Origin of the sequence: Paraburkholderia fungorum, from assembly GCF_902833645.1 — a bacterium.
Taxonomy (GTDB): Bacteria; Pseudomonadota; Gammaproteobacteria; order Burkholderiales; family Burkholderiaceae; genus Paraburkholderia; species Paraburkholderia fungorum.
This window is the reverse complement of sequence record NZ_CADFGE010000002.1, coordinates 250,515-274,347: the sequence shown is the minus strand read 5'-3', so window position 1 is coordinate 274,347 and position 23,833 is coordinate 250,515. Positions and strand designations below refer to the sequence as shown.

19 protein-coding genes and 1 riboswitch are annotated in these 23,833 nt (G+C 64.9%); of the genes, 9 read left to right on the top strand and 10 right to left on the bottom strand.

Going from position 1 to position 23,833, the window contains the following annotated elements; translation table 11 throughout:
• The first annotated feature begins 4 nt into the window (after positions 1–4).
• Positions 5–988, top strand: a complete 984-nt coding sequence (locus tag HWX91_RS07925; RefSeq protein ID WP_028194597.1) for a 2-dehydropantoate 2-reductase — start codon at positions 5–7, stop codon at positions 986–988.
• Positions 989–1,091: 103 nt separating this feature from the next.
• On the opposite strand, the gene HWX91_RS07920 is transcribed toward HWX91_RS07925, so the two are convergent.
• The 4 genes from HWX91_RS07920 to HWX91_RS07905 form a co-directional block, all read right to left on the bottom strand.
• Positions 1,092–1,283 carry a hypothetical protein gene (locus tag HWX91_RS07920; RefSeq protein ID WP_028194596.1) on the bottom strand — a complete coding sequence of 64 codons (192 nt, stop codon included), beginning with the start codon at positions 1,281–1,283 and terminating at the stop codon, positions 1,092–1,094.
• A gap of 19 nt (positions 1,284–1,302) precedes the next feature.
• On the bottom strand, positions 1,303–3,021 hold the full coding sequence (locus HWX91_RS07915; RefSeq protein WP_028194595.1) for an FAD-dependent oxidoreductase: 1,719 nt from the start codon (positions 3,019–3,021) through the stop codon (positions 1,303–1,305).
• A 254-nt stretch (positions 3,022–3,275) separates the two neighbouring features.
• Positions 3,276–5,228, bottom strand: a complete 1,953-nt coding sequence (locus HWX91_RS07910) for an AI-2E family transporter (protein WP_028194594.1) — start codon at positions 5,226–5,228, stop codon at positions 3,276–3,278.
• 137 nt (positions 5,229–5,365) lie between these two features.
• Entirely contained in the window at positions 5,366–6,646 is a 1,281-nt protein-coding gene (locus tag HWX91_RS07905) for a DUF445 domain-containing protein (protein ID WP_042273969.1), read from the bottom strand.
• Between the two features lie 193 nt (positions 6,647–6,839).
• On the opposite strand from HWX91_RS07905, the gene HWX91_RS07900 reads away from it, so the two are divergent.
• A complete protein-coding gene (locus HWX91_RS07900) occupies positions 6,840–7,982 on the top strand; it encodes a metallophosphoesterase family protein (protein ID WP_028194592.1) in 1,143 nt (380 codons plus the stop codon).
• Positions 7,979–10,603: an AAA family ATPase gene (locus HWX91_RS07895; RefSeq protein ID WP_028194591.1), complete on the top strand. Its 2,625-nt coding sequence runs from the start codon at positions 7,979–7,981 to the stop codon at positions 10,601–10,603. The genes HWX91_RS07900 and HWX91_RS07895 overlap by 4 nt, the downstream gene beginning before the upstream one ends.
• Positions 10,604–10,675: 72 nt before the next feature.
• Here the strand turns inward: HWX91_RS07895 and cobJ are convergent, their stop codons facing one another.
• The 4 genes from cobJ to cobG are packed head-to-tail and all read right to left on the bottom strand — an operon-like array spanning position 10,676 to position 15,262.
• Positions 10,676–12,475 (bottom strand): precorrin-3B C(17)-methyltransferase, encoded by a 1,800-nt coding sequence (gene cobJ / locus HWX91_RS07890; protein WP_028194590.1) that lies wholly within the window; start codon positions 12,473–12,475, stop codon positions 10,676–10,678.
• Positions 12,472–13,203, bottom strand: coding sequence for a precorrin-2 C(20)-methyltransferase (locus HWX91_RS07885; RefSeq protein ID WP_028194589.1), 732 nt, complete (start codon positions 13,201–13,203; stop codon positions 12,472–12,474). Before HWX91_RS07885 ends, cobJ begins: the two co-directional genes overlap by 4 nt.
• Entirely contained in the window at positions 13,204–13,830 is a 627-nt protein-coding gene (locus HWX91_RS07880; protein ID WP_028194588.1) for a precorrin-8X methylmutase, read from the bottom strand.
• Entirely contained in the window at positions 13,823–15,262 is a 1,440-nt protein-coding gene (gene cobG / locus HWX91_RS07875) for a precorrin-3B synthase (protein WP_081832935.1), read from the bottom strand. Before cobG ends, HWX91_RS07880 begins: the two co-directional genes overlap by 8 nt.
• An 83-nt stretch (positions 15,263–15,345) precedes the next feature.
• Positions 15,346–15,522, bottom strand: a riboswitch (cobalamin riboswitch).
• Between the two features lie 86 nt (positions 15,523–15,608).
• Here cobG and HWX91_RS07870 point away from each other — a divergent pair.
• The 3 genes from HWX91_RS07870 to cobM are packed head-to-tail and all read left to right on the top strand — an operon-like array spanning position 15,609 to position 18,364.
• Positions 15,609–16,853, top strand: coding sequence for a bifunctional cobalt-precorrin-7 (C(5))-methyltransferase/cobalt-precorrin-6B (C(15))-methyltransferase (locus tag HWX91_RS07870; RefSeq protein WP_028194587.1), 1,245 nt, complete (start codon positions 15,609–15,611; stop codon positions 16,851–16,853).
• A gap of 13 nt (positions 16,854–16,866) precedes the next feature.
• Entirely contained in the window at positions 16,867–17,589 is a 723-nt protein-coding gene (locus tag HWX91_RS07865) for a cobalt-precorrin-6A reductase (RefSeq protein WP_028194586.1), read from the top strand.
• 46 nt (positions 17,590–17,635) lie between these two features.
• Entirely contained in the window at positions 17,636–18,364 is a 729-nt protein-coding gene (gene cobM, locus HWX91_RS07860) for a precorrin-4 C(11)-methyltransferase (RefSeq protein ID WP_028194585.1), read from the top strand.
• Positions 18,365–18,383: 19 nt separating this feature from the next.
• Here cobM and HWX91_RS07855 read toward each other — a convergent pair whose 3' ends face one another.
• Both HWX91_RS07855 and speB read right to left on the bottom strand, forming a co-directional pair.
• Entirely contained in the window at positions 18,384–19,517 is a 1,134-nt protein-coding gene (locus tag HWX91_RS07855; protein WP_244144024.1) for a polyamine ABC transporter substrate-binding protein, read from the bottom strand.
• A 55-nt stretch (positions 19,518–19,572) separates the two neighbouring features.
• Positions 19,573–20,526, bottom strand: coding sequence for an agmatinase (gene speB / locus HWX91_RS07850; RefSeq protein ID WP_042273962.1), 954 nt, complete (start codon positions 20,524–20,526; stop codon positions 19,573–19,575).
• 239 nt (positions 20,527–20,765) lie between these two features.
• On the opposite strand from speB, the gene HWX91_RS07845 reads away from it, so the two are divergent.
• The 3 genes from HWX91_RS07845 to HWX91_RS07835 all read left to right on the top strand — a co-directional run bounded on the left by HWX91_RS07845 (position 20,766) and on the right by HWX91_RS07835 (position 23,817).
• On the top strand, positions 20,766–21,653 hold the full coding sequence (locus tag HWX91_RS07845) for a LysR substrate-binding domain-containing protein (RefSeq protein WP_162181279.1): 888 nt from the start codon (positions 20,766–20,768) through the stop codon (positions 21,651–21,653).
• Positions 21,654–21,790: 137 nt separating this feature from the next.
• Positions 21,791–22,690 (top strand): AraC family transcriptional regulator, encoded by a 900-nt coding sequence (locus tag HWX91_RS07840; protein ID WP_375792427.1) that lies wholly within the window; start codon positions 21,791–21,793, stop codon positions 22,688–22,690.
• Positions 22,691–22,692: 2 nt separating this feature from the next.
• Positions 22,693–23,817: an alpha/beta hydrolase family protein gene (locus tag HWX91_RS07835; RefSeq protein WP_028194581.1), complete on the top strand. Its 1,125-nt coding sequence runs from the start codon at positions 22,693–22,695 to the stop codon at positions 23,815–23,817.
• Positions 23,818–23,833 lie beyond the last annotated feature (16 nt).

Here is a 23,833-nt window from a genome sequence, read left to right as displayed (position 1 = left end):
ATCGATGAAAGTAGCAATCTACGGTGCGGGTGCGATCGGCGGCTGGATGGGTGTGAAGCTCGCGCAGGCCGGCCACGACGTGAGCGTGGTGGCGCGCGGTGCGACGCTCGATGCGTTGCGGCAGCACGGCTTGCGTCTGATCGAAGGTGGCGTGACGCACACCGTGCCGGTGAAGGCGAGCGAACAGCCGGCGGATCTGGGCGTGCAGGATCTCGTCGTGGTGGCGGTGAAGGGGCCGGCCATGGCGTCGGTGGCCGCGCATATCGCGCCGCTGCTGGACTCGCGGACCACCGTGCTCACCGCAATGAACGGCGTGCCATGGTGGTTCTGCGACGGACTCGGCCGCGATTTCGCCGGCAAGCGGCTGAAGTCGATCGACCCTGACGGTGCGATCGCCGCCGCGATTCCCACCGCGCAAACGGTGGGCTGCGTGGTGCACGCCAGTTGTCTGATCGAAGCACCGGGCGTCATCCGTCACCATCAGGGCAATGGGCTGATTATCGGCGAGGCGTCGGGACAACCGAGCGAACGCGTCAAAACGCTCACCGCCGCGCTGAGCGCCGCGGGCTTCAATGCGTCGCTGTCGGAGCAGATTCAGCGCGACGTCTGGTACAAGTTGTGGGGCAATATGACGATGAATCCGATCAGCGCCATCACCGGCGCGACCACCGACCGGATTCTCAGCGACGAACTGGTGCGCAACTTCGTCACCAGCATCATGCTGGAAGCGAAGGAGATCGGCGCACGCTTTGGTATTCCGATCGAGCAGGCGCCGGCGGATCGGCACGAGGTCACGCTCAAACTCGGCGCGATGAAAACCTCGATGCTGCAGGACGTGCAGGCGGGCAAGGCCGTCGAGCTCGACGCGCTGGTGGCCGCGGTGCGCGAACTAGGGCAACTCACCAATGTGCCGACGCCATATACGGACGCGCTACTCGGGCTCGCGCGCTTGCATGCGAGTACATTGGGCTTGTACCCACGACAGTGAACGTAGTCATAGAAAACCGCCCCGCGTGAGCAGTTCACTCGCGGGGCGGTTTTTTTTCGTCTGATGGCTTGCTTCGGCAGCGCTGCGCCGTACTCCGGCCGCGTTATGCGGTCACGGCCGGGGCCGGCGGCAGCTTCGCCGCTTCGATCAGCGACAACGCCCGCTGCATATCGCCGAGCTCCGTCATGGCTAGCAGCGCAAGGCGCGCCAGATACAAAGGCGCTTGCGCTTCGCCTTCGGTGGTGAGTGTCGTGCAGAGCGTCGTGTAGACGACGTCGAGTTCGCTATCGGTCATGGTGTGAATTCCTCTTGCGTCATTTCGTCAGACTGGCCGTCACGGCACTTTGCACGTTCGCCGCGCTGCCGTTGCGCCAGCGGGCGAGCACATGACCGTCCGGCCTGATCAGATAGACGGTGCCCGGCGTCGCGTCGAGCATCTCGTGCAGGCGTCCCGCCGGATCGACCACGTACGGGCAGGCGGTGCGCGGCGCGTCGGCCATGACCAGCGTGACCGCCTTGAACGGAATGCTGTGTTCGCCGAGCGCATGATGCAGTTGCTGCCACGCCTCGTCTTGTGCCGCGTTCGGGCCGAAGCGAAGCGCGGTGAAGCATGGCCCAAGCAGGTCGGTGAGATGGATGTCGACCGGTGCGCCGTCGCATAGGCGTTGCAGGCGGCACTCCGGCAGCACCGTGCCTGGCGCGGGGCCTTTGGCGAACGCGTCCGACGCTGCGGCCGCAACCTGATTGAGCGGGGACTGGGTGTACGCAATGGCATGCGTCTGCCGCGGATTGATCAGTGGCCGCACGGCGGGATGATGTTCGGCAAGTCCCAGCACGGCCTTGCGCATCAGGTCGAACGCGAACGACGGCGGCGCCATGAATTCAGTGCTTTTCATCCCGTAGCTCAGATTTTCACGCGCGGCGAAAACGCGCTCGTCGCTGTAACTGTCGAGCAGCCGTGCCGACGCGATGCCATTGACCACGCAAGCGAGTTTCCAGCCAAGATTGTCCGCGTCGTCGATGCCGGAATTCGCGCCGCGCACGCCGAAGATCGGCACGAGATGCGCGGCGTCGCCAGCGAACAGCACCGAGCCGTGACGGTAGCGTTCGAGGGTCAACGCATTGGCTTTGTAGACGGTAATCCAGATTGGCGACCATGCACCGGTTTCGCCCATCGAATCGAGCACGCTCTGCACGCGCGGCATTACGTTTTCAGGTCTGACCGCGGCTTCGGGGTCTTCGTCGTCGCGAAGCTGGTAGTCGATGCGCCAGACATTGTCAGGCTGTTTGTGCACCAGCACGGTCGAGCCGGGATTGGAGGGCGGATCGAAATAGGCGAGGCGTTCGGTGGCGCGCGCACTCTCCAGTTCGATATCGACAATCACATAGCGGCCCTCGTAGGTCGTGCCCGTGAGTTTGAGGCCAAGCGCCTCGCGTATCGTGCTGCGGCCGCCGTCGCATGCAACAACCCAATCCGCGCGCATTGTCCATGCGGTGTCGCCGGTGCTCAGGGCGAGCGTCGCGCCCGTGGCGCCGTCGCCGGCATGCTGCTCGATGCCGGTCACGCGCGTTTGCCAGCGGACCTCGATCAGATCGGCGTGCTGTTCCACTTCATCGAGCAGCAACTGTTCGATCTGGTATTGCGCGATGTTGATCATCGGCGGCAGCGACTGCTCGTCGTCCTGATGCATGGTGAAGCGGAATACTTCAGCGTCGCGGTAGAAGCTGCGGCCGCCGGTCCACGGCAGGCCTTTTTGCAGGAAGCCTTGCACGACGCCAAGGCGTTTGAAAATCTCCAGACTGCGTCGCGAAATGCAGATCGCTCGACTGCCGGTGCAAACGCCGTCGTCGGCTTCGATCAGCACGGAGCGCACGCCCAAGCGAGCCAGCGCGAGCGCCAGCGTCATGCCGACGGGACCGCCGCCGACGATCGCCACCGCGCGCCGCACGGGGTCGCGTCCGTCGACCAGCGGCGGCACCGCGCCCGCGTAGTGACGAGGCGTGAAGGGATAGGGTTTGAAGCTGCGGCTCATGCATGTCTCCTGGATCTTCGATGCCGGGGATTGCCCGCCACGGCGCTGTACGCGCTCTAAAGACGGTGCGAATCGATCGATGAAGTATGCAGGAGGGGTGGCCCGTGGCTGTCCTCATTTTGGGTACATTGCGCCGGTGCATGGGTGTATTCGCGTTTCGGTGCATCGAAGCCGCGCAAACAGAAAGGCCGCGAGGTGCGTCGGCACCTCACGGCCTCTTTCATTCGATCCATGCCGGCGTTGCGAGGACTACCTCAATCCGCGCCTGTCGCATGCAAGGGCTGGCGCAGGTGGTACGCGCTCGTCGTCGCCTGGCATTCCTCGATCATCGCGCGGAAGGTCGGCGCCGCATGCGAAGCGCTGGTTGCACCGGTTTCCGGACTGCCCTCGGGCGCTCCGCCGACGCCAACCACCAGGGTTGCCTTCGGCCGCCATTCCCGCGTACGCCGCAGCATATTGCGCAGATACGGCGGCGAATCGGGCGCGTCGAGCGAGATGATGCAGATGATCGGCGCGTCCCTGAAACTCGGCTCGTCGGCATGTGCGCTGCGATAACCCGAGTGCGTGGCCATGATCGGCGCAAACCCGTGGCGGCCGAGCAATTGCACGGCGATCGCCACGGTGACCTCGTCGAATGCGCCACGTCCAGGCACGCACAGCACCGAGGTCTTTTCTCTTTCGTGGCGCGGCGGCGTATGGGCCGGATTGTGGCTGTCGTGCCGGTCCGAAAGGTCCGCTGACGCCGAAGCCAGCGTCACACCCGCCGAGCCGGCCGGTTCCGTGCGCGACAGACGATCCGGCAGTCCGTCGGCGACTTCCAGGTTCTCGACGATATCGACCAGCGCATCGTTGATGCGCGCCAGTTGCTCGGGCATCAATACCCCGCGCATCGCATCGTTGCGCGCGAGCTTGAGGCCTTCCAGCGCGACGTTGTCGTAGTAGTCGATCAGCGACATCTCGCGCAGCAGGCGCTCGGCTTGCACGATGGCTTCATGGGTATCGTCTGCCAGAAGCCGCTGATAGAAGTTCTGCGCGGGCGTTAGCGCGGGCTGGTCGCCCAGCAGCACCGTGAGGAAGTTCAGGCGGTCGGCGTAGCGCCCCAGCGTGACGACGCACAGCGTGAGCGGCGTGGACAGCACGAGGCCGATCGGCCCCCACAGCCAGCTCCAGAAAATCGCCGCCACCACTACCGCCAGCGGCGACAGGCCCGAGCGATGGCCATACAGCAGCGGCTCGGCGATCTGACCGGCCGCTACATCGACGACGATGAAGAGGATCAGCGTGTAGACCGCCATGGTCCATTGGGGCTGGATGGCGGCGGCGAGAAAAACGGCAAGAATCGCGGCGATCCAGATGCCGATATACGGGACGAAACGCAGCAACGCGGCAATCACGCCGAACAGCAGCGCCCCCGGCACGCCGATGATCGCGAGGCCAATCGCAATGATGCCCCCCGCGCTGAGGTTCACGCCCAGTTGCGCGACGAAATAGCGGCTCAGACGCCCGGCGGCGTCGTCGATGGCGGTGGTCGTGCGGTGCAGGTCGCGCGAGCCGAACAAACTGATCAGGCGGTCGCGCAGATCTTCGCGTTGCAACAGGATGAAGATCGTCACCACCAGCACGATGAAGGTCGTCTCGATCGGTGCGATCGCCGGCGACAGCGCCCGTTGTGCGAGTTGCAGCGGCGTGGGCGAGGGTTCGTGCACTTCCACAGGCGTCGGTACTGGGGGGGCGTTGCGCGCCGCGCGCCCGGTCAGGCGCGGCGGGGCCGGCTTGGTCGGCGCGACGCGCTGCAGCGCGGCGGCGGCGCGGCTCATCAGCGAATCGGCCCGGCCGACGGTTTTTTCCTGCACCGTCTCGATCTTTTGCTCGATCGCCTCCTGGTACTGCGGCAGATCGCCCGCCAGTTGCACCAGTTGCGCGCCGATCAGCCCCCCTATAGCCAGCAACGCGGCAAGGGCGAACAGCACGGCGATAAAGATCGACGGCAACTGACCCATGTGCAGGCGCCGCAACGCCTGCACCAGCGGGGCGAGCAGAAAGCTGAGCAGCACGGAGAGAGTGATCGGGATCAGCACCGCGCGGCCGAAGTACAGCGCACACACCACCACCACGCCGGTGATGACCGAGGCGAGGCCATGCAGGCTGGGCGTGCCCGGCGGGTATACGCGGTTCGGCCGCCCATGCGGCGGTAACGATATTTTCATAAGCACACTTCTCGATAGGGTGGCGCTGCCGCTTGGTCTGGAGGCACGCGCGAATGGCAAGGCGGCGGATGGATAAAGCGCCCGAGCAATTCATATGCCTGGATTGTAGGCGTTTTGACGGGCAGCGCCGTTTCCGCCTAGCCCAGGTGCAGCCGCAACAGTTCGAACAGGCGCGAACTCGCATACAGCAGCAAACCGATGAAGCCGCCCACGATCGTCCCGTTGATGCGGATGTACTGCAAATCCTTGCCGATATTCAACTCGACTTGCCGTGACATTTCGCGTGAGTCCCAGTTCTTCACGGTATCGCTGATGTGGCGCGTGAGGAATTGGGCGAAGTCCGGCGCCATGCCGCGCGCCACTTCTTCCATGTGGTCGTTGAGCGACTGGCGCAGCGCGGGGTCGTGCGCCAATTCCCGGCCCACCCATTGGCCCATGGCCATCACCCGGGCATGCAGGGCCGAATCGCTGCTTTGCAGGTCGCGCTTGAGCCATGCGCGCAATTCGCCCCACATGTCCTTCACATACGTGCTCAGCGCTTCGCCTTCCACCAGATAGCGCTTCAGTTCCTCGCCTTTTTGCAGGAAGGCGGGATCGCTCTTGAGTTTGACGATCAGCTTCTGCGCGGCTTCGTCGAACTTCTGGCGCAACTGATGGGTGGGGTTCTCGCTGATCTGCTCGAGCATCCGGTTCACGACATTGGCGATCGTTTCGGCGCCTTTCTCGCCTAGCCATGCGGACGGCAGGATCATCTCCATCTTCGGATACTCGTTCTTCACCCACTCGACGATGCGTTCCGCGATAAACTCGCGCGCCTGCGGCTCGCTCAGCAGCGCCACGACCTGTTCGATGCCGGCATCGAGCAGTTCCTGGTGGCGGCCGTCTTTGGTGAGCGTGTCGAGAATCGCACCCATGGATTGCGACAGATCGACTTTGGCCAGCACGTCGCGCAAGGCGTCCTTGATGAAGACCTGGATGCGCACGTCGTCGGTCAGCTCGAGAATGCCGCCCGTCAGCCTGACCACGTAGTCGCCCAGGCGCGCGGTGTTGGCCGGCTTCGTCAGCCAGCCGGTGATGCTTTGCGCCGGGTCGTGCTTCTGGATCAGCCCGACCAGCGAGGGCACGTCCAGAAACTTGTCCTGCACGAACACCGCGAGGTTGTCGGCGATCTTGTACTTGTTCCTTGGAATGATCGCGGTGTGCGCGGAGACGAGCGGGATCGGCACACGGCGAAACAGCGCGGCCACCGCGAACCAGTCGGCGAGCGCGCCGACCATGGCGGCTTCCGCCACGGCCTTGATGCCGTCCACCCAGAGGCCACGTGGCATGAAAGCGGTTACGACAAAAATGCAGGTGGCGGCCGCCAGCAACAGCAAGGGGGTGCGTTTGGCCTTCTTCAGGTCGGTTTCTTTGTTCATCGGCAGCAGGGCAGCGTGGGCAGGTCGATTAAATGTTGCGGTGCGATTGATCCGATCGTCCAGAAACGCGAGTGTAGCGCTGCTGTTCCTGCTGCGTGGCACCGGCCCGGGACTTTCTTTGAGCGGCCGGCGCGGTAACATGAGCGCCGAATGACGGTTGAGTCACGAGGCAATTGAACGGAATGGAGGCACAGTGATCAGGTTTCTGCACACCGCGGACTGGCAGATAGGCACGCAGTTCGGCCAGTTCGAGCCGGACGATGCCGCGCACCTCGCGGAAGCGCGCTTCGAAACCGTGCGGCGGATCGCCGGGGAAGCCGCCGCGCGCAAGGTCGACGCCGTGCTGGTCGCGGGCGACGTATTCGACTTGCAGACCGTCTCGGATACAGTGATTCGCCGTCTGTTCGGCGCGTTGCAGGCATTTTCCGGCCCATGGATCATGCTGCCCGGCAATCACGATGCCGCGCTGGTCGAGAGCGTGTGGACCCGTGCACAGCGCCTGAACTGCATCGCGCCGAACGTGGCGGTGGTGCTCGAACCCGGCGTGGTGACCCTCGACGCCTGCCAATGCGCATTGCTGTGCGCGCCGCTCACGCAACGCATCACCTACGACGACACCACGGGCTTCTTCGACACAACCGAAACGCCGCCGGGCTATCACCGCATCGGACTCGCGCATGGCAGCGTGAGCGGAATCCTGCAGGAGGGTATCGATTCGTCGAACCCCATCGCTGCGACGCGTGCTGCCAGCGCCCGTCTGGACTATCTTGCGCTCGGCGACTGGCACGGCCATCTGCGGGTCGACGAGCGTACCTGGTATGCCGGTACGCACGAGCAGGACCGGTTTCGCGCCAACGAGCCGGGCTTCATGCTCGATGTCACGCTGAGCGAGCCTGGCGCCGTACCGGCCGTCGAAGCGGTGCGGGTGGGGAAATATCAATGGCATCGCTGGGAGGAAACGATCTCGGTGCCGACGGATGTGGATTCGCTCAGAACGCGCCTTGGCGCATTGGGCAGTCACGACGTGCTGCGGGTCACGGTAAGCGGCACGGCCGCGTTGGCCGACGCGGAGGCGATTCGCGTCGCGGTGGAAGAAACCCGCGCGCGGGTGCGCGCGCTGCGCGTCGATCTGAGCGGCCTGCAGGTGCTGCCTACCGCCGCCGACCTCGCCGAACTCGGCGCGCAGAGCGGCTACCTCGCGAAGGTGGTGGCGCGTCTGCGAAGCTTGCAGGAAGACCCGCAGTCCGACCCGCAGAAGGTCAAGCGCGCGGCGGAGGCGTTATTGCTTCTCGCGCGTTTTCAACGTGAACTGCCGCGCGAAGCGAGGTCCGCATGAAGCTGGAAAGTATTGCGATTCAGGAATTCAGGCAGTTCACCGGCCGCCTTGTCATCGACGATCTGCAGCCCGGGCTCAACCTGTTCACCGGTCCGAACGAGGCGGGCAAAAGCACGATCGCCGAAGCCGTGCGAGCGGTGTTCCTCGAACGCTACAAGGCTTCGCATCTGAAGGACCTGTTGCCGTGGGGCAAGGCAGGTGGGCAGCCCTCGGTTGAAGTGACGTTCGATCTGGACGGCACGGCGTGCCGCCTGTCGAAGCAGTTCGTCACACGGCAGCGCTGTGAGTTGAAAATCGGTCAGGCGGTGTTCGGTGAAGATGAAGCCGAAGACAAGCTCGCCGCGTTGCTCGGCTTTTCGCGTGCCGCGCGTGGGCCGCTCAAGGCGGAAAACGCCGGCGTCCCCGGTTTGTTGTGGGTCCAGCAGGGCGCCACGCAGGAGGTGCGCGACTCCACCGGGCACGCGGCGCAGTATCTGCGCGACGCGCTTTCACAGCTCTCGGGCAGCAGCGAGTCCGCGGGCGAGGACGCGTTGATCGCTGCCGTGCAGCGCGAATTGCGGCAACTGCTTACCGCGCGTACGCAGAAGTCCACCGGGCCGTTGGCCGAGGCCGAACAGGCGTTGGCGGCGCTCCAGCAAGAACGCGGCGAACTGGAGCAGCAGCGCCAGCAATTCGACGACAACATCGTGCGGCTTGCCGCGCAGCAGGAAGCTTTCGACGACGCGCAACGCAAACGCCCCTGGGAGCTTCACGAGCAGAAAGCGGTGCAGGCGCAACAGCGTGCCGATGCCGCGGCGGAACTCGAGCGTAGTCTTCAGGCGCTCTCACAGTCGTTGCAATTGAAGGACGCGGAACTGGCCCTCTCGCTGCAACAGGAGCAGGCGGCGAACGAACTGGAGGCGGCCGTCGCACGCGAGAGGCAGCAACTCGATGCCGCGCGCGCCAACGTGGCGGCGATACAGAACGAACATGCGCAGGCTCAGGCGAGCGTGACGCAACTCGAGCAGGTGTATGCCGACGCCACGCGTGCGCAGGAACTGGCGAACGCCGCAGTGACCGCGGGCGATCTGCGCAGTCAGATTGCGCTGCACCGTGCCGAAAGCGAGCGGCTTGAAGCAGCGATTGTGGCTGCCGACAAGGCAAATGAGACCGTGCTGGAGGCGACGCGCGCGGCTGCCGCGCTCGAAATCGACGCAGCGCAGTTGAAGCGGCTGCAATCGTTCGATGCCGAATTGACCGTGCTGCGCGCGCGTACCGAAGCGGCGATGACGCGCATCGAATACCGGCTGACGGGTGCGATTAGCGTCGGCGATACGCAGGTAAGCGGTGATGGTGTGTTACGGGTCGATGAGGAGAAGCGGATCGGCCTTGGCGAGCTTGGCGAATTGCGCGTGATTCCGGGCGTGTCCGATCTGTCGGCGCAGTTGTCCGAGCTGGCGTCGCTCGAAGCTCGTCATGCGCAGTTATTGCAGGCGCTGGGCGTGGCGTCGCTGGGCGAGGCCGAGGCCCGGCACGAGCAGTGGAAGACGCTGGTCGCGCAGCAGAAAAGTCAGGCGAAGATTCTCGAAGTGCATGCGCCGCACGGTATCGACGCGTTGCGTGCCGCCCTGGCGACGGCTGCTGCACGTTTGCAGACCTCGAATGAGCGGCTGGCGCTATTGCCCGATGCGTCCGCTGCGCTGCCGCTCGACGAAGCTCGCCGCAATGCCGACATCGCGCGCGATGCATTGGAAGCCGCCAGAAAGGTGCTGGCGCAGGCCGCGGAAAGCAGATCCACCGCTACCGCAACGACAGAGTCGCTCGCGGTTCAGTTGCAGCGCAAGGAAGCCCAACTGGGCGACGAAGCGTTTTGCCGCAACCGTGCGCAGTGGCAGACGAAAATCGTCGAGCAGCGTGTGCAGGTCGAAGCGCTGAAAAAACAGCTCGAAGGACGTGAGCGCGAACTGGAAGCGGCGCGTCTCGACGATCCGGCGGCTGAAGCGAAACGCTATCGCGCGTCGGCTGAGCTTGCGCGCAACGAGCAGCATGAGCGGCAGGTGCGGATTGCGCAATTGCGCAGTCAACTGGAGACGGTTGGCGCGTCCGGGCTTGGCGAACGTCTCGCCGCCGTGAACGCTTCGCTGGAACAGGCCACGCGCCGTAAAGACGAACTGAGCTTGCGGGCAGGTGCGTTGAGTTTGCTCGACGAGGTGCTAGTCGACGAACGCGATGCCGCGGTGGCCCAACTGCGCGCGCCGTTGACCGAACGCCTCGGACACTACCTGAAGCGGATTTTTCCGCAGTCGACGATCGCGCTCGGCGACGATCTGAGTCCCGCGACGCTGGATCGTTATGGTCGAGCGGATACGCTCGATGCGTTGAGTTTCGGCACGCGCGAACAGTTGGGCATCCTGACGCGGCTCGCCTATGCGGATCTGTTGCAGGCATCGGGACGCCCGACCTTGCTGATGCTCGACGATGCCGCCGTGCATACCGATGCGGCACGGCGCGACGCGATCAAGCGCGCATTGATCGACGCGGCCACGCGGCACCAGATTCTGGTGTTCACGTGCCATCCGGAGCTTTGGGACGATCTGGGGGTGCGGCAGCGGGCGATTGACGATCTGAAAGTGGCGGCTTAGCGGGCTAAGCGGGGCGCCTTTGTTGAACCAGGCGGCTACCCCAAAGGAGGGTGGTATGAGCGAGCCGACCGCTCACTCATACCAGCGCGGCGTATACACCCACTCGCCACCGTCGACGCCGTTGGTAAACCCGCGCGTGGTCGACGAGCCGATGATCACCATCGTCCGCATATCCACATCGGACGAGCGCAGTTCTCTTAGCGTGATCGTACGCAGCGTGCCGCCCGGTCTGCCGATATCGCGACCGAGTACCACCTTCGTTGCTGCCGTGCGATATTCCCGCAGGATATCCAGTGCCTTATCCAGTTGCCACGGTCGTGCGCGCGAGATCGGGTTATAGAAAGCCATCACCAGATCCGCTTCGGCCGCATGCCGGAGGCGCTTTTCGATGATGGTCCACGGTTTCAGATTGTCGGATAGCGACAGCATGCAGAAATCGTGACCCAACGGCGCGCCGGCCTGTGCGGCAGTCGCCATGGCTGCCGACACCCCCGGCACGATGGCGAGTTCGACCGCACGCCAATCGGCGTTCGCCGAACCGCCTTCTTCGAGCGCCTCAAGCACCGCAGCCGCCATCGCGAACACGCCAGGATCGCCCGACGACACCATCACCACCGACCGTCCTGTGCCAGCAAGTTCGAACGCATGGCGGGCCCGCTGCATTTCCTCGCGATTGTCGGTGCCGTGCACGCGTTGATCGGCGCGCAACGGGCCGGCCATTTTCACGTAGGTTTCGTAGCCGAGGATATCGGTGGCTTCGTTCAGCGCGGTTCGTGCGGCGGGCACCATCAGGTCGGCGCGGCCAGGGCCCAGGCCGATCACGGTCAGGCGGCCGCGCGCGCGGCCAATCGTGTGCGGGTCGATGGCCAGCGCGGCCAACGCGAGGGCAACGCCTGCGTCCGCGTCGTCGTGCAGCGTTTGATAAGGGACGCGCAGCGCGGCGTGCAGCAGATTGCTCGGCGGTTCGCCGTCCTGCGGGCGCGGCTGGGCAAAACGCAGCGGCACGTTCAGGCTCGCTGCGGCATCGGCGAGCGCCGGGTCCAACATGTGTTCGGAAGGCGCCAGCAATGCCGCGAGCGAAAGCGGCGCAAGACCGTGCGTGTCCAATGCGTCGCGCACCAACGCCGCGATCCGCGCGCCTGAACCCGTCCGGGAATCGGATCTGGAATTTGCGCTGAGGTTTGCGTTCGTAGCAGAGGGCGAGCCAGAACTAGCACCCGCACCCGCACCCGGCACGGTGACTGCCGCCACCACGCTCCGAGGATGAATCACCAACTCATCATCACGCCCTTCCCACGCACGGGGTGTCACGCGAATCGCGAGACGTGCCGATTCGGAGCGCGGCAGTTGCGCATCGTCGAGCCACGGCGCTTCGCCCTCGATTCGCGTGCTTTCTCCAGCGAGCAGGTCTGAAACAAAGCGCTTGCCTTGCGCGATATCGGCGAGTGCATAACCTTCGGGTGGATTGAGCACGCAGGTGCCGAAGCGCAGTTCGCCACTGGTCGTAATCGCAGGCGGCACAGCCAATTCAGCCGCGATCTCACGCGCCATCACGTTGACGCCTGCAAGGCCGCCGAGCAATGGCACGACCGCGCTGCCATCTTCCGCGACGGCCAGCACGGGCGGCTCGACGCCCTTGTTCGACAGCAAGGGCGCAATGCAGCGAATCACGATACCGGCGGCGCACAGCGCAACGATCGGCGTTCCCCGCGCATACAGATCGCACAGATGCGCGCGGAGTTCCGCATACGAGACGTCAGCTTCGACGCGCCCCTGCAAGGCGTGCACCTGGGAACCGGCATGCAGCGTCTGGATACGCCGTGCGGTTGCCAACGCGCCCGTGCCGAGAATGACGATGGCGGGCGGCGTCATCCTTGCCATTTTTCCCCCGGCACCACAAGCAGCGAGAAATACGGCGAGGCCATCGGGTCGACTTCGTCGAGGGCCACAATACGTTGATTACCCATGGTCGCGCGTTCGACGTAAAGCGCCCGATGCGCGAGCCCCAGTTCGACGAGCACGCGCCGCACCTTTTCGAAATTGCGGCCGAGTTTCATGATGACCGCGGCGTCGGCATCGGCGAGACGCCGGCGCAATTCGTCCTCGGGCAGCACGCCGGAGAGCACCGACAGACTCTGATTGCGATACACCAGCGGCGCGCCGAGAACGGCCGCACCGCCCAGCATCGAACACACGCCCGGTACCACTTCGGCCTCGAACCGCGCGGCAAGGCGGTCATGCAGATACATATACGAGCCGTAGAAAAACGGGTCGCCTTCGCAAATCACCGCGACGTCGCGGCCGGCGTCGAGATGGCCGGCAACGATCTCCGCGGCGGTGTCGTAGAAATCGGCGATGATCGCTTCATACGAAAGCGGCGGTTCGAGCGCTTCGGTCGTGACGGGATACACGAGCGGCAGATGCTGCTGAGCGTCATGCAGATGTGCCTCGATGATGCTGAAGGCATTGCCCTTTTTACCCTTCGCGACGAAATACGCGACGACGGGGGCCGCTTTCAGCACGCGCAGCGCTTTTAGCGTGATGAGTTCCGGGTCGCCGGGGCCGACACCCAGACCGAATAAACGTCCTCGCACGGTCATTTACTCGACCTCCGTCGCCAGCGCATTCACCGCGGCGGCGGCCATCGCGCTGCCACCGCGCCGGCCATGAATCACGACGTAGGGCACACCGCGGCTATTTTCCGCCAGCATCGCTTTCGATTCGGCAGCGCCGACAAAGCCGACCGGAAAACCAAGAATCAGCGCGGGTTTCGGCGCATCGTCGTCGAGCATGTCTAGCAGATAGAAGAGGGCGGTCGGCGCATTGCCGATCACCACGAGGCTGCCGGCCAGATGCGGCCGCCACAATTCGAGCGCGGCGGCCGAACGCGTATTGCCGAGTTCGCGCGCGAGCGCGGGCACGTCCTGATGCGTGAGCGTGCAGATCACTTCGTTGTTGGCGGGCAATCGTGCGCGCGTGATGCCCTGCGCCACCATGCCGGCGTCGCACAGAATCGGCGCGCCTTGTGCCAGCGCCGTGCGGCCCGCGGCGCCCGCCCCCGCGGAAAACCGCAGGTCTTCAATGACGTCTACCATGCCGCAGGCGTGGATCACACGCACCGCGAGTTTTTCGAGGTCGGCGGGAATACGCGAAAGATCGGCCTCAGCACGTATCGTCGCGAAGGATTGGCGATAGATCTCCTGACCGTCGCGAATGTAATCAAGCATCTGAAGGGCTCCGGGCCGGGTGGGCCAATGAGTCGAGCATGTCGGCGGCCTGTTCGATCGTAAGTTGGTGCGCGACGCACGCACCGAAATCCGGTTCGCCGTTGCGTCGATAGAGGTCATAGAGGCCGGGCGCGGTGGCCAGCAGCGTGTACGGCGCGCAATGGGTCGCAGCGCATGAGCGCGGACAGCCGCTCAGATGAACGTCGACGCCAGCGGGCAAGCGATTCGCCAGAAGCAGTGCATCGGCCTTGGTGTCGGCGAGGCTTTTTGCGCAACCCGTGGAACCGGCGCAGGCGATCAGGTGCGTAATCGGCTGCGCGGGATCGCAGGCGAGACCTAGCGCGTTCATTTCCGCGAGCGCGGCGGATGCGTTATGCGCCGCGATATCGGGAAGCAATACGCTTTGCCAGGGCGTGATGCGCAGCGTGCCGTTGCCGTGCTGCTGGGAGAGTTCCGCGAGGCCGCGTAATGCGGCGGCGTCGAGGCGCCCAAGCGGCGGCTGCCCGCCCGCGTGCTGCAGGCCCACCACGCGTTGAGCATGCGCGCCGAGCCGCAGCGTGGCATCGGCAAGCGTGCCGCGTTGCCAGTGTGCGAGCGACGCGTCGCGTGACAGCGGGAAATCGACGTACTGACGAGCGTGCTGCAAGACGGCGTCGATGGAATGCGCGGTAAGCAGATGACGCATGCGCGTGGCATCGGCGGTGCCCAGGTCGAGGAACGTATGCAGCAGCGCGCGAACCAGGCCGGTGACCTGCTTGGGCAGAACGGCGCCGAGGGCGCCAGGTTTCGCGTTCATCTCTGCAGCGGGGCAACCGGCCAGGCCGAACACAAATCGCACTCCGTCTTCGGCTTGCGTCGCCGCCAGCCAGACATCGTGCGGATGATCGACTCTCGCAAGGCGCTCGCCGCCGTCGAGCAATAGCGCGAATTTGGGCGACAGCGCCGCGAAACGCGCTTCGGTCTGCAGCAAGGCAAGCAGTTCGGTGCAAAGAGGCCGCGTGTCGAACAGTGCAAATGGATCGCGCCCGGCAGTCGGACTTAGCATCACGTTGCGCACGTCGTCCGCCGAAGTCGCGAGCAGCGACTTGGCGGCATCTACCGCAGCGTCGGCTCGAATCGGCTCGACAGCCGGTCCGAGGCCCGCGTCGAGCAACGTGGCGATCAGTGCCGCTTCTTGCCCGCTGCGCACGCCACGCACCTGCAGATTCGCGCGATTGGTCAGCTCAATCACACCGCTTGCATGCCGCCTGCTGGCCTCGGCAATCGCGATGGCCTGTGCGGCGCTCAACTCGCCGCCGGGCAGTTTGATCCGGCAGATCCCACCGTCGCGCGCGGCGACGATGCGCAGCAGCCCCGGACACGCCGAAGGCCGCAGTGCGAGCGCCGCGTCAGGCAAAACAGTGGAGGGCGAAGCTTGATTCAAGACGGACACCGGGTTGAGCGTCGCGCGATAGCCCGAGCGCCGCCCTTACAGGCATTGCTGCGGCATCGGTACACCCCGCCCGATGGTGGCTGGCACGAACAGTCTGGCCGGCAGGTCTCCTGGCTGGCAGGTCATCGTCCGCCGCCGCCTTCCCGGTTAAACCAGTGGCGCGTAGCGCAGGCGGACTCGCTGCATACAGTTGCGGGGGCAGCCACAGCGATACTGTGTTCCCTCTTCGGCCCCGAAGGGCACCGGCGGCTGTATTATGCCTTTTTTCGAACAGCAGAACGAGGCTGGACGCTTTGACCGGCGTGGCACAGCACAAGATTTGAAGACACAGAATGAGGATGGATGCATGCCGGCGTGGCTGACTGTGGTGGGCATAGGCGATGACGGTTTCGCCGGCTTGGGGAGGCCCGCGCGGCGTGCTTTGCTGGAAGCGTCGGTGATCTACGGCGGCGAACGTCATCTGGCGATGCTGCCCGGGCGTCTGGCCGCGCGCCGGACAGCATGGCCGAAGCCGTTCGATCTTGCACCTTTGCTGGCGGAGCGTGGTGGGCCCGTGTGTGTGCTGGCGAGTGGCGACCCGATGCTGTTCGGCGTCGGCGCCACGTTGGCGCGGCAATTGCCGGCCGGTGAATTGCGGGTGCTGCCGGCGCCGTCGTCGCTATCGCTAGCGGCCGCACGGCTGGGCTGGCCGTTGCAGGATGTGGCCACCGTTTCGCTGGTGGGGCGGCCATTGCCGGCGCTGAATGCCCATTTGTACGACGGCGCGCGCGTGTTCGTTTTGAGCGCTGACGGGCGTACGCCCGCAGCGCTGTCTGAGTTGCTGAACGCGCGCGGTTTTGGCGCGACACGAATGAGCGTGCTGGAACATTTGGGCGGCGACCTGGAGCGGTGTATCGACGGACGCGCCGACCAGTGGTCCGCGGGCGACGTGGCGGCGCTCAACCTGGTGGCGCTCGAATGCCGTGCAACGGAAGGCGCGCCGCGTTTGCCGTTGACCACCGGCTTGCCCGACGACGCCTTTCGCCACGATGGTCAGTTGACCAAGCGCGACGTTCGCGCGATCACGCTGGCGCGCCTCGCGCCGACGCCTGGCGAATTGCTCTGGGACGTCGGCGCGGGCAGTGGCTCGATCGGCATCGAATGGATGCGTGCGCATCCGGGCTGCCGCGCGATCGCGATCGAAGGGCACGCGGAGCGTCAGCGCTTCATCGAACACAATCGCGATGCGCTGGGCGTGCCGGGCTTGCAACTGGTGGCCGGCCGCGCGCCCGAGGCACTGGCAGGATTGGCCGCGCCAGATGCCGTGTTCATCGGCGGCGGCGTGACGGTGCCGGGCGTGCTCGACGCCTGCTGGGCGAGTCTGCGCGCAGGCGGCAGGCTGGTCGCCAATGCCGTCACGTTGCAGGGCGAGGCGGCGCTCGCGGCATGGCGGGAGCAGCATGGCGGCACGCTGACCCGCATCGCGCTGGCCGAGGCTCAGCCGCTCGGCGGTTTCGATACGTGGCGTCAGGCGTTGCCGATTACGTTGCTGGAGGTCACAAAACAGGCCGACGGCGCGCACGGCGCGTCCGGCAACTCACCTCAACCGTAATCGGAGCCGTGCAATGAAGCGCGTTCTGCTGCTCGGCGGCACCGGCGATGCTGTGCGGATCGCCAGACAACTCGGTCATGAGCATGTGTACAGTCTCGCGGGCCTCGGCAAGGTGCCGGACGATCTGCCGTGCCCGGTGCGTGTGGGCGGCTTCGGCGGTAGCGAAGGGATGGCGCGCTATATCGCGGACGAACGTATCGACCTGGTGATTGACGCGACGCATCCGTACGCCGCGCGGATTAGCGCTAATGCTGTGAAAGCGAGTGGCGCGGCGCGCGTGCCGTGTTGGGCACTGCGGCGCGAAGCCTGGCTGCCGCAAGCCGGCGACGACTGGCGCATGGTCGGCGATTGGGCCGAACTCACGGCGGCGCTCGCTTCGTTCAAGCGGCCGCTTTTCACGCTCGGACGCGAACCGCTTGCGCATCTGGACGAAATCCCTCTGCGGCAGTTCTGGACGATACGTTGCCTCGACGCATCCGAAACCCATCCGCGTGCGCGGATTCTGGCGGCACGTGGCCCGTTCACGCTGGAAGGCGAACGAGCGCTGTTCAGCGGGGAAGCCTTCGACGTCGTCGTCAGTAAAAACAGCGGGGGTAGCGCCACCGAAGCGAAACTCGAAGTCGCGCGCGAACGCGGCTTGCCGGTCGTGATGCTGCGTCGCCCTGAATTGCCCGCGGTCGATCGCGAGTTTGCAAACGTGGCCGACTTGCTGGAAGCGTTGCGAGTCTCAGCTTGAATGGCACATGCATGGCATTCCGGCCAATCGAATCATGGAGTACTGAATGACGGTGTTTTTTATCGGTGCGGGTCCCGGTGACCCGGAACTGATCACAGTGAAAGGGCAGCGCCTCGTGCGCGGCTGCCCGGTGATCCTGTACGCCGGCTCGCTGGTGCCAGCCGCCGTGTTGGACGGGCATAGTGCCGAGCAGGTCGTGAATACCGCCGAACTCGATCTCGATCAGATCGTTGATTTGCTCAAGGCCGCACACGACAAAGGCCAGGACGTGGCGCGGGTGCATTCCGGCGATCCGTCGTTGTACGGCGCAATCGGCGAGCAGATTCGCCGGCTTCGCGAACTCGATATTCCCTACGAAATCGTGCCGGGCGTAACGGCAACCGCGGCTTGCGCGGCGACGCTCGGTTGCGAACTGACGCTGCCCGATATCTCGCAGACGTTGATCCTCACGCGCTTCGCCAGCAAGACAACGATGCCGGAAGGCGAGCAACTCGCCGACCTCGCGAAACATCGCGCGACGATGGCGATTCACCTCGGCGTGCGTCATCTGGCACGCATCGTCGATGAGTTGCGGCCGCATTACGGCGGCGACTGTCCAATCGCGGTGGTCTATCGCGCGAGTTGGCCGGATGAGGAGAAGATCGTCGGTACGCTCGACGATATCGTCGGCAAAGTACAAACGACCTCCATCGAGCGTACGGCGCTGATTCTGGTGGGGCAGGTACTCGCCGCTGACGGGTTCGCCGAGTCCACGCTGTACGCGAAAGGCGCCTGATTCGCGCGGCGCCGACTCGTTACCCTCCGGTTTTTAGCTGCGCCCACAGCCTGCCTTCCAGGCGTTTGATCGGGGCAGGCAAAGGCTTGAGCAGAAACAGCGTTTTCAGCACGGAATCAGGCGGGTACACGGTCGGATCGTTGAGAATTTCCGGGCGCACGAATTTGCGGGCGGCCGCGTCCGCGTTCGGATAAAACACCTCGTTCGTGATGCCGGCATGAACCTCGGGCCGTTCGATGTAGTTGATCCAGTCGAGCGCGGCTTGCGGATGCGGCGCATCTTTCGGAATCGCCATCATGTCGAACCAGACTGGCGCACCGCCTTGAGGAATGAAGTATTTCACCTCGTAGCTCTTGCCGGCTTCGCGCGCGCGATGGCTCGCCATCGACACGTCGCCTGACCAGCTCAGCGCGAAGCAGATATCGTCGCCTGCGAGATCGTTGATATAGCTCGTTGCGTTGAACTGCGTGATGTACGGGCGGATCTTCTTTAGCGCTTCGTACGCGGCCTGGTAGTCGGCGGGGTTCGCGCTGTTCGGATCGCGGCCGAGATAGTGCAGCGCGACCGCGAATACATCGGTTGGCGCGTCGAGCACCGATACGCCGCAACTTTTCAGCTTGCTCAGATATTCGGGCTTGAAAAGGATGTCCCAGTTATCGAGCGGCGCGTCGTTGCCGAGAATCTTTCTGACCCGCGTCACGTTGTAGCCGAGCCCCGTGGTACCCCACGCCCACGGCACGGCGTACTGGTTGCCGGGATCGGCGTCTGCGACCAGCTTCAACAGGCTGGGGTCGAGGTTCGCGAGGTTCGGCAGCTTCGATTTGTCGAGTTTCTGGTAGATGCCGGCCTCGATCTGCTTCGCGAGAAAGTTCGAGGTGGGTACCACGACGTCGTAGCCGGTCGACCCGGTCAGCAGTTTTGCCTGCAAGGTTTCGTCGCCGTCGTAGACGTCGTACCGCACGTGAATGCCGGACTCTTTCTCGAAGTTCGGCACGGTGTCCTTGGCAATGTAATCAGCCCAGTTGTACAGATTGAGCTGCTTGTCGTCCGCGTGCGCGGCGGTGCTGAACGAACTGAACGCGCAGAAGGCGCAGAGCAACAGCGCGGCCAGTTTTGGCGCCGCGGGCGCCCGGCTCATGACGGTATGGGGCATGGTGATCATCCAGAGAGATTTCAACGGAGGAGTAACGACACTTACACGCAGGCGCTTACTCGCGCTGCTGGCGTTGCAGCTTCTGATTACGCATCAGGCACAGCATGTCGGCAGCAAGGTGCGCTGCGGCGAGCGCGGTAACGTCGCTGTGGTCGTAGGGCGGCGACACTTCCACCACGTCCGCGCCCACCAGATTCACGGCGCCCAGCGCGCGCACGATTTCAAGCGCCTGCGCCGAGCTCAGACCGCCCGCCACCGGTGTGCCCGTGCCGGGTGCGAAGGCCGGATCGAGGCAGTCGATATCGAAGGTGAGGTAGGTCGGCGCATCGCCGACGATCGACAACACTTCGTCGACGGTCGCCTGCGTGCCGTTGCGATGCACCCACGGCGCGTCGAGAATGCGCACGCCCATGAAGTCGTCGTTCCAGGTACGAATGCCGACCTGCACCGAGCGGGCGGGGTCGATCAGCCCTTCGCGAATGGCCTTGTAGAACATCGTGCCGTGGTTCAGCGAATCGGGGTTGTCGTCCGGCCAGGTATCGCAATGCGCATCGAAATGGATCAGGCTCAAGGGCCTGCCGAATTTTTCAGCGTGCGCGATCAGGAGCGGATAGGTGATGTAGTGATCGCCGCCGAAGGTCAGCATGCGCGTGCCGGCGGCAAGAATTTCCCGGGCGTGGGCAACGATCGCGTCGCGAATGCCGAGCGGGTTGTGGGCGTCGAAACAGCAGTCGCCGTAGTCGACCACGTTGAGATGGTCGAAGGGATCGATGCCCCACGGAAACGCGCCCAGGTCCGCCAATTGCACCGAGGCCGCGCGCATGCCGGCCGGCCCGAAACGCGTGCCGGGGCGGAAGGTGGTCGCGAGATCGAGCGGAATGCCCGATATGGCGACGTCGACGCCGGCGAGATCGCGCGTATAAGGGCGGCGCATGAAGGACAGCACGCCGGCGTAGGTGGGCCCGGCGGGGTGCCCGGCGGTGGCCGTGTCAGCGCGCGCCGGGGGCATGGCTTCGGCGTGCGGGGCGTGCAGGTTTTGGTGAAGGGTCTGGGACATACAGATCGATCCGGTCGGTTTCAAAGGACGCCATGACACAAATACTGTTCATGTCTGGCGGAAAAGGCTAAGACCACGTGAAGGGCGTTGGCGCTATGATTGCGGGGCAATAATCCGGCGAAAAGCGAAAAATCTTGCTGGAAGTATCGATATTCTTAATATCTGGCCGTGAGCCCACATGCCCCATGTCCATGCGTAGACTTCCCCCTTTGCAGGCTTTGCTTGCTTTCGACGCCGCCGCGCGTCTCGGCAGCTTCACGCGCGCCGCGCAGGAACTGGCGCTGACCCAATCGGCAATCAGTCATCAAATCCTGCAACTCGAGGAATGGACCGGCCAGCCCTTATTCCGGCGGATCGGACGCGGTGTCGCGTTGACCGCCGCCGGCGTGCTGTATGCGCAAACCGTCACGACCGCGCTCGCCACGCTGGCCGACGGGCGCGACCGGATCGAGCCGTATGGCAATCCGGATTCGGTGATCCTCGTGTGTGCGCCGCAGTTCGCATCCGGTTGGCTGATGCCGCGCATGCGGGCTTTTTCGGAGGCATTGCCGAACCTCGAGATCTGGCTCGTGACGGGCGAAGAGGTCAACGAGATCGATCGTGTCGACGTCGACCTGGTGGTGTCGGAGAAAGAGATTCGCACGCCGGAAGTCGTGTGCGAATTGCTGCTTGAAGAAGAGGCGCTTGCGATCTGCGGCCCTGCGACCGCACGCCGGCTGCGCTCAATGCCGTTTCCGGATGTTTTGACGCAAGCTCCCTTGCTGGTTCACGAGGCGCACGCGGACTGGGCGCCATGGTTGCCCGAGTTGCGGCGGGGTGGGTTGCGTACGCGGCGGGCGATGACGGTCAGCGACCCGCGTTTTCTCGTGGCGGCTGCCGAGCAGGAGGCCGGCATCGCGATGGTGTCGCGGCTAACCGCGGGCGAGGCCTTGACGAGCGGGCGCGTGGAAATCTTGCCGCAGGTGCCCGGGTTCGCGCTGGCGCCGCTCTGGCTGATGCGCTCGGCTCAGCCGGCTCGCTCCGCTGCAGTGGACGCGGTCTATGCGTGGATGATGAAGCTCTGCCGGGATGGCGCTTGACGGCTTGATGCACAGCAGATGCCGTCACGCATCCCGCCAGACTCGTCCATTTGTAGTATTGAAACCCGAGCCTGCGCCCGGGTAAATGCCGCAAGTTCTGCACCGTCTTCCGTCCATGAGACCGCTATCCTAGCGCCATGATGAAGCCCAGCACCGAACGCGATTATCGTCGACGGATCGCCCGCGTAATCGAGGCGATTCTGGTGGAACCCGGCGCGCCGCATACGCTCGAGAGTCTTGCCGCGGTGGCGCATCTGTCGCCTTATCACTTCCATCGGATCTATCGCGCGCTAACCGGCGAAAGCGTGGTCGAGACCGTGCAGCGCCTGCGGCTCGCCCAGGCCGCGCAACGGCTGACCAATGCCGCGGCTTTGGTCACGATGGTCGCGCACGATGCCGGGTACAACAGTCCGCAGGCTTTTGCGCGCGCGTTTCGCGGTTTCACCGGGGTGACGCCGAGCGAATTCAAGGCGCGGCAGAAGCGACTGGCCACGCCGTCCAGAGGGCGCCGGGACAATGAGGCAAACGGGGCCGGCAGCGAACACGCGGCTGAAAGCCGGGTGTCGGCTCTGCCGTCGGTTGAACTCACCGAGATCGCGCCGCTCGATCTTCTGTGCCTTCGCCACGAAGGGCCGGTGGCGACGATCGGACAAACCTTTCGCTCGCTGATGGAGCGGCTCGGCTGTGGCGCGAACGCGCTTGAGGATCAGCGTATCGGCGTCTGTACGCGCGATCCGGCGCAGCCTGCCGGTTTCCACTATCACGCGGGCCTTGTCGCGTCGCTTCATGATGTGCTGGAAGCGGGCGAGGCAATCGAGCCTATGCGCGTGGAGGGCGGCCTGTACGCGGTCCATCGGCTGGTCGGCCCGTATGCGCTGATCGCACCGACCTTCCATGCGCTCTACCGCGGCTGGCTGCCGCAAAGCGGCTATGCACGCGACAACCGTCCGTTGCTCGAGGTGTACCGGAACCCGGCGATTGCCGGGTTGCAGCATGCGTGCGTCACGGATCTGATGATCCCCATTCGCAAGGATTAGTCATGTTTCGTTTCTGCTGTGCCGCCATCGCGTGTTCGGCGGCCTTCCTGTGGGCAGACGCCGCTGCGCCGGCCGATCCGCCCGCCTGGCATGTGGGGGAGGCCGCGCGTGTGTTGCACCCGGCCGCGGCGCGTAACTGGCGCGGGGCCCGGACCCAGGCGCTGGTGACGACCATCTGGTATCCGGCCGATCCGGCGAGCCCGGAACTCGCCCATGATCTTGGCGCACCAGGACGTCCGCTGTTTCATGGGCACCCGGCCGTCGTGGATGCCCCGCTGTCGGGCGCGCGAGCGAAGTATCCGCTGCTCGTGCTGTCGCACGGCACCGGCGGTAGCGCGGACAGTCTCGACTGGCTGGCCTCGGCGCTCGCGGCCCAGGGCTATATCGTGGCGGGCGCGAATCATCCCGGTAACAACGCGTTGGAGCAGATGACGCGCGACGGCTTCATGCTCTGGTGGGAGCGCGCCACGGACGCGAGCGAAGTGCTGGACGGTGTCCTTGCCGATCCGATGCTGGGCCCGCATGTCGATCGTGACCGGATCGGCGCGGTGGGTTTCTCGCTCGGTGGCTACACGGTTCTCGAACTGGCCGGCGCGCGAACCGATTTACCGGCCTTCGAGCGTTTCTGCTCCGGGCCGCAGGCCGATGCGATCTGTCATCCGCCGGAAGCCGCCAGAATCCACGACGACCCTCAGGCCCCAGCGTTGACACTCGCCACGCTTTCGCCGGAAACGAAGGCGTCGCGGGACCGCGCCGGCGACTCGTACCGCGACCCGCGCGTCAAGGCGGTCTTTGCAATCGCGCCGGCGCTAGGCGAGGCATTCGATAGCCACTCGTTCGCGGACGTCGACATTCCCGTCTCGCTGCTCGCGGGCGAGGCCGACGTGACCGCGCCGTTGGACACCAACATTCACCGCATCGCGGGTTTGCTGCCGAAGGCAAGCGTCACGATGGTGCCGGGCGCGTCGCACTACACCTTTCTCGACACCTGCCTGCCCGGTGTAATGGATCGCCTTGCGACTATCTGCAAGGACAATCCGGGTGTCGATCGGGATGCTGTACACGCACAAACGGCCCAGCGGGCGATCGATTTCTTCGCCGCCGCGTTGCCGGCGAGCGGCGCGTAGCGCCACATATCACGCG

Coding starts and splice junctions, on each gene's coding strand:
- HWX91_RS07925 (WP_028194597.1), top strand. CDS start 5: ATGAAAGTAGCAATCTACGGTGCGGGTGCGATCGGCGGCTGGATGGGT.
- HWX91_RS07920 (WP_028194596.1), bottom strand. CDS start 1,283: ATGACCGATAGCGAACTCGACGTCGTCTACACGACGCTCTGCACGACA.
- HWX91_RS07915 (WP_028194595.1), bottom strand. CDS start 3,021: ATGAGCCGCAGCTTCAAACCCTATCCCTTCACGCCTCGTCACTACGCG.
- HWX91_RS07910 (WP_028194594.1), bottom strand. CDS start 5,228: ATGAAAATATCGTTACCGCCGCATGGGCGGCCGAACCGCGTATACCCG.
- HWX91_RS07905 (WP_042273969.1), bottom strand. CDS start 6,646: ATGAACAAAGAAACCGACCTGAAGAAGGCCAAACGCACCCCCTTGCTG.
- HWX91_RS07895 (WP_028194591.1), top strand. CDS start 7,979: ATGAAGCTGGAAAGTATTGCGATTCAGGAATTCAGGCAGTTCACCGGC.
- cobJ (WP_028194590.1), bottom strand. CDS start 12,475: ATGACGCCGCCCGCCATCGTCATTCTCGGCACGGGCGCGTTGGCAACC.
- HWX91_RS07885 (WP_028194589.1), bottom strand. CDS start 13,203: ATGACCGTGCGAGGACGTTTATTCGGTCTGGGTGTCGGCCCCGGCGAC.
- HWX91_RS07880 (WP_028194588.1), bottom strand. CDS start 13,830: ATGCTTGATTACATTCGCGACGGTCAGGAGATCTATCGCCAATCCTTC.
- HWX91_RS07870 (WP_028194587.1), top strand. CDS start 15,609: ATGCCGGCGTGGCTGACTGTGGTGGGCATAGGCGATGACGGTTTCGCC.
- HWX91_RS07865 (WP_028194586.1), top strand. CDS start 16,867: ATGAAGCGCGTTCTGCTGCTCGGCGGCACCGGCGATGCTGTGCGGATC.
- cobM (WP_028194585.1), top strand. CDS start 17,636: ATGACGGTGTTTTTTATCGGTGCGGGTCCCGGTGACCCGGAACTGATC.
- HWX91_RS07855 (WP_244144024.1), bottom strand. CDS start 19,517: ATGCCCCATACCGTCATGAGCCGGGCGCCCGCGGCGCCAAAACTGGCC.
- speB (WP_042273962.1), bottom strand. CDS start 20,526: ATGCCCCCGGCGCGCGCTGACACGGCCACCGCCGGGCACCCCGCCGGG.
- HWX91_RS07845 (WP_162181279.1), top strand. CDS start 20,766: ATGCGTAGACTTCCCCCTTTGCAGGCTTTGCTTGCTTTCGACGCCGCC.
- HWX91_RS07840 (WP_375792427.1), top strand. CDS start 21,791: ATGATGAAGCCCAGCACCGAACGCGATTATCGTCGACGGATCGCCCGC.
- HWX91_RS07835 (WP_028194581.1), top strand. CDS start 22,693: ATGTTTCGTTTCTGCTGTGCCGCCATCGCGTGTTCGGCGGCCTTCCTG.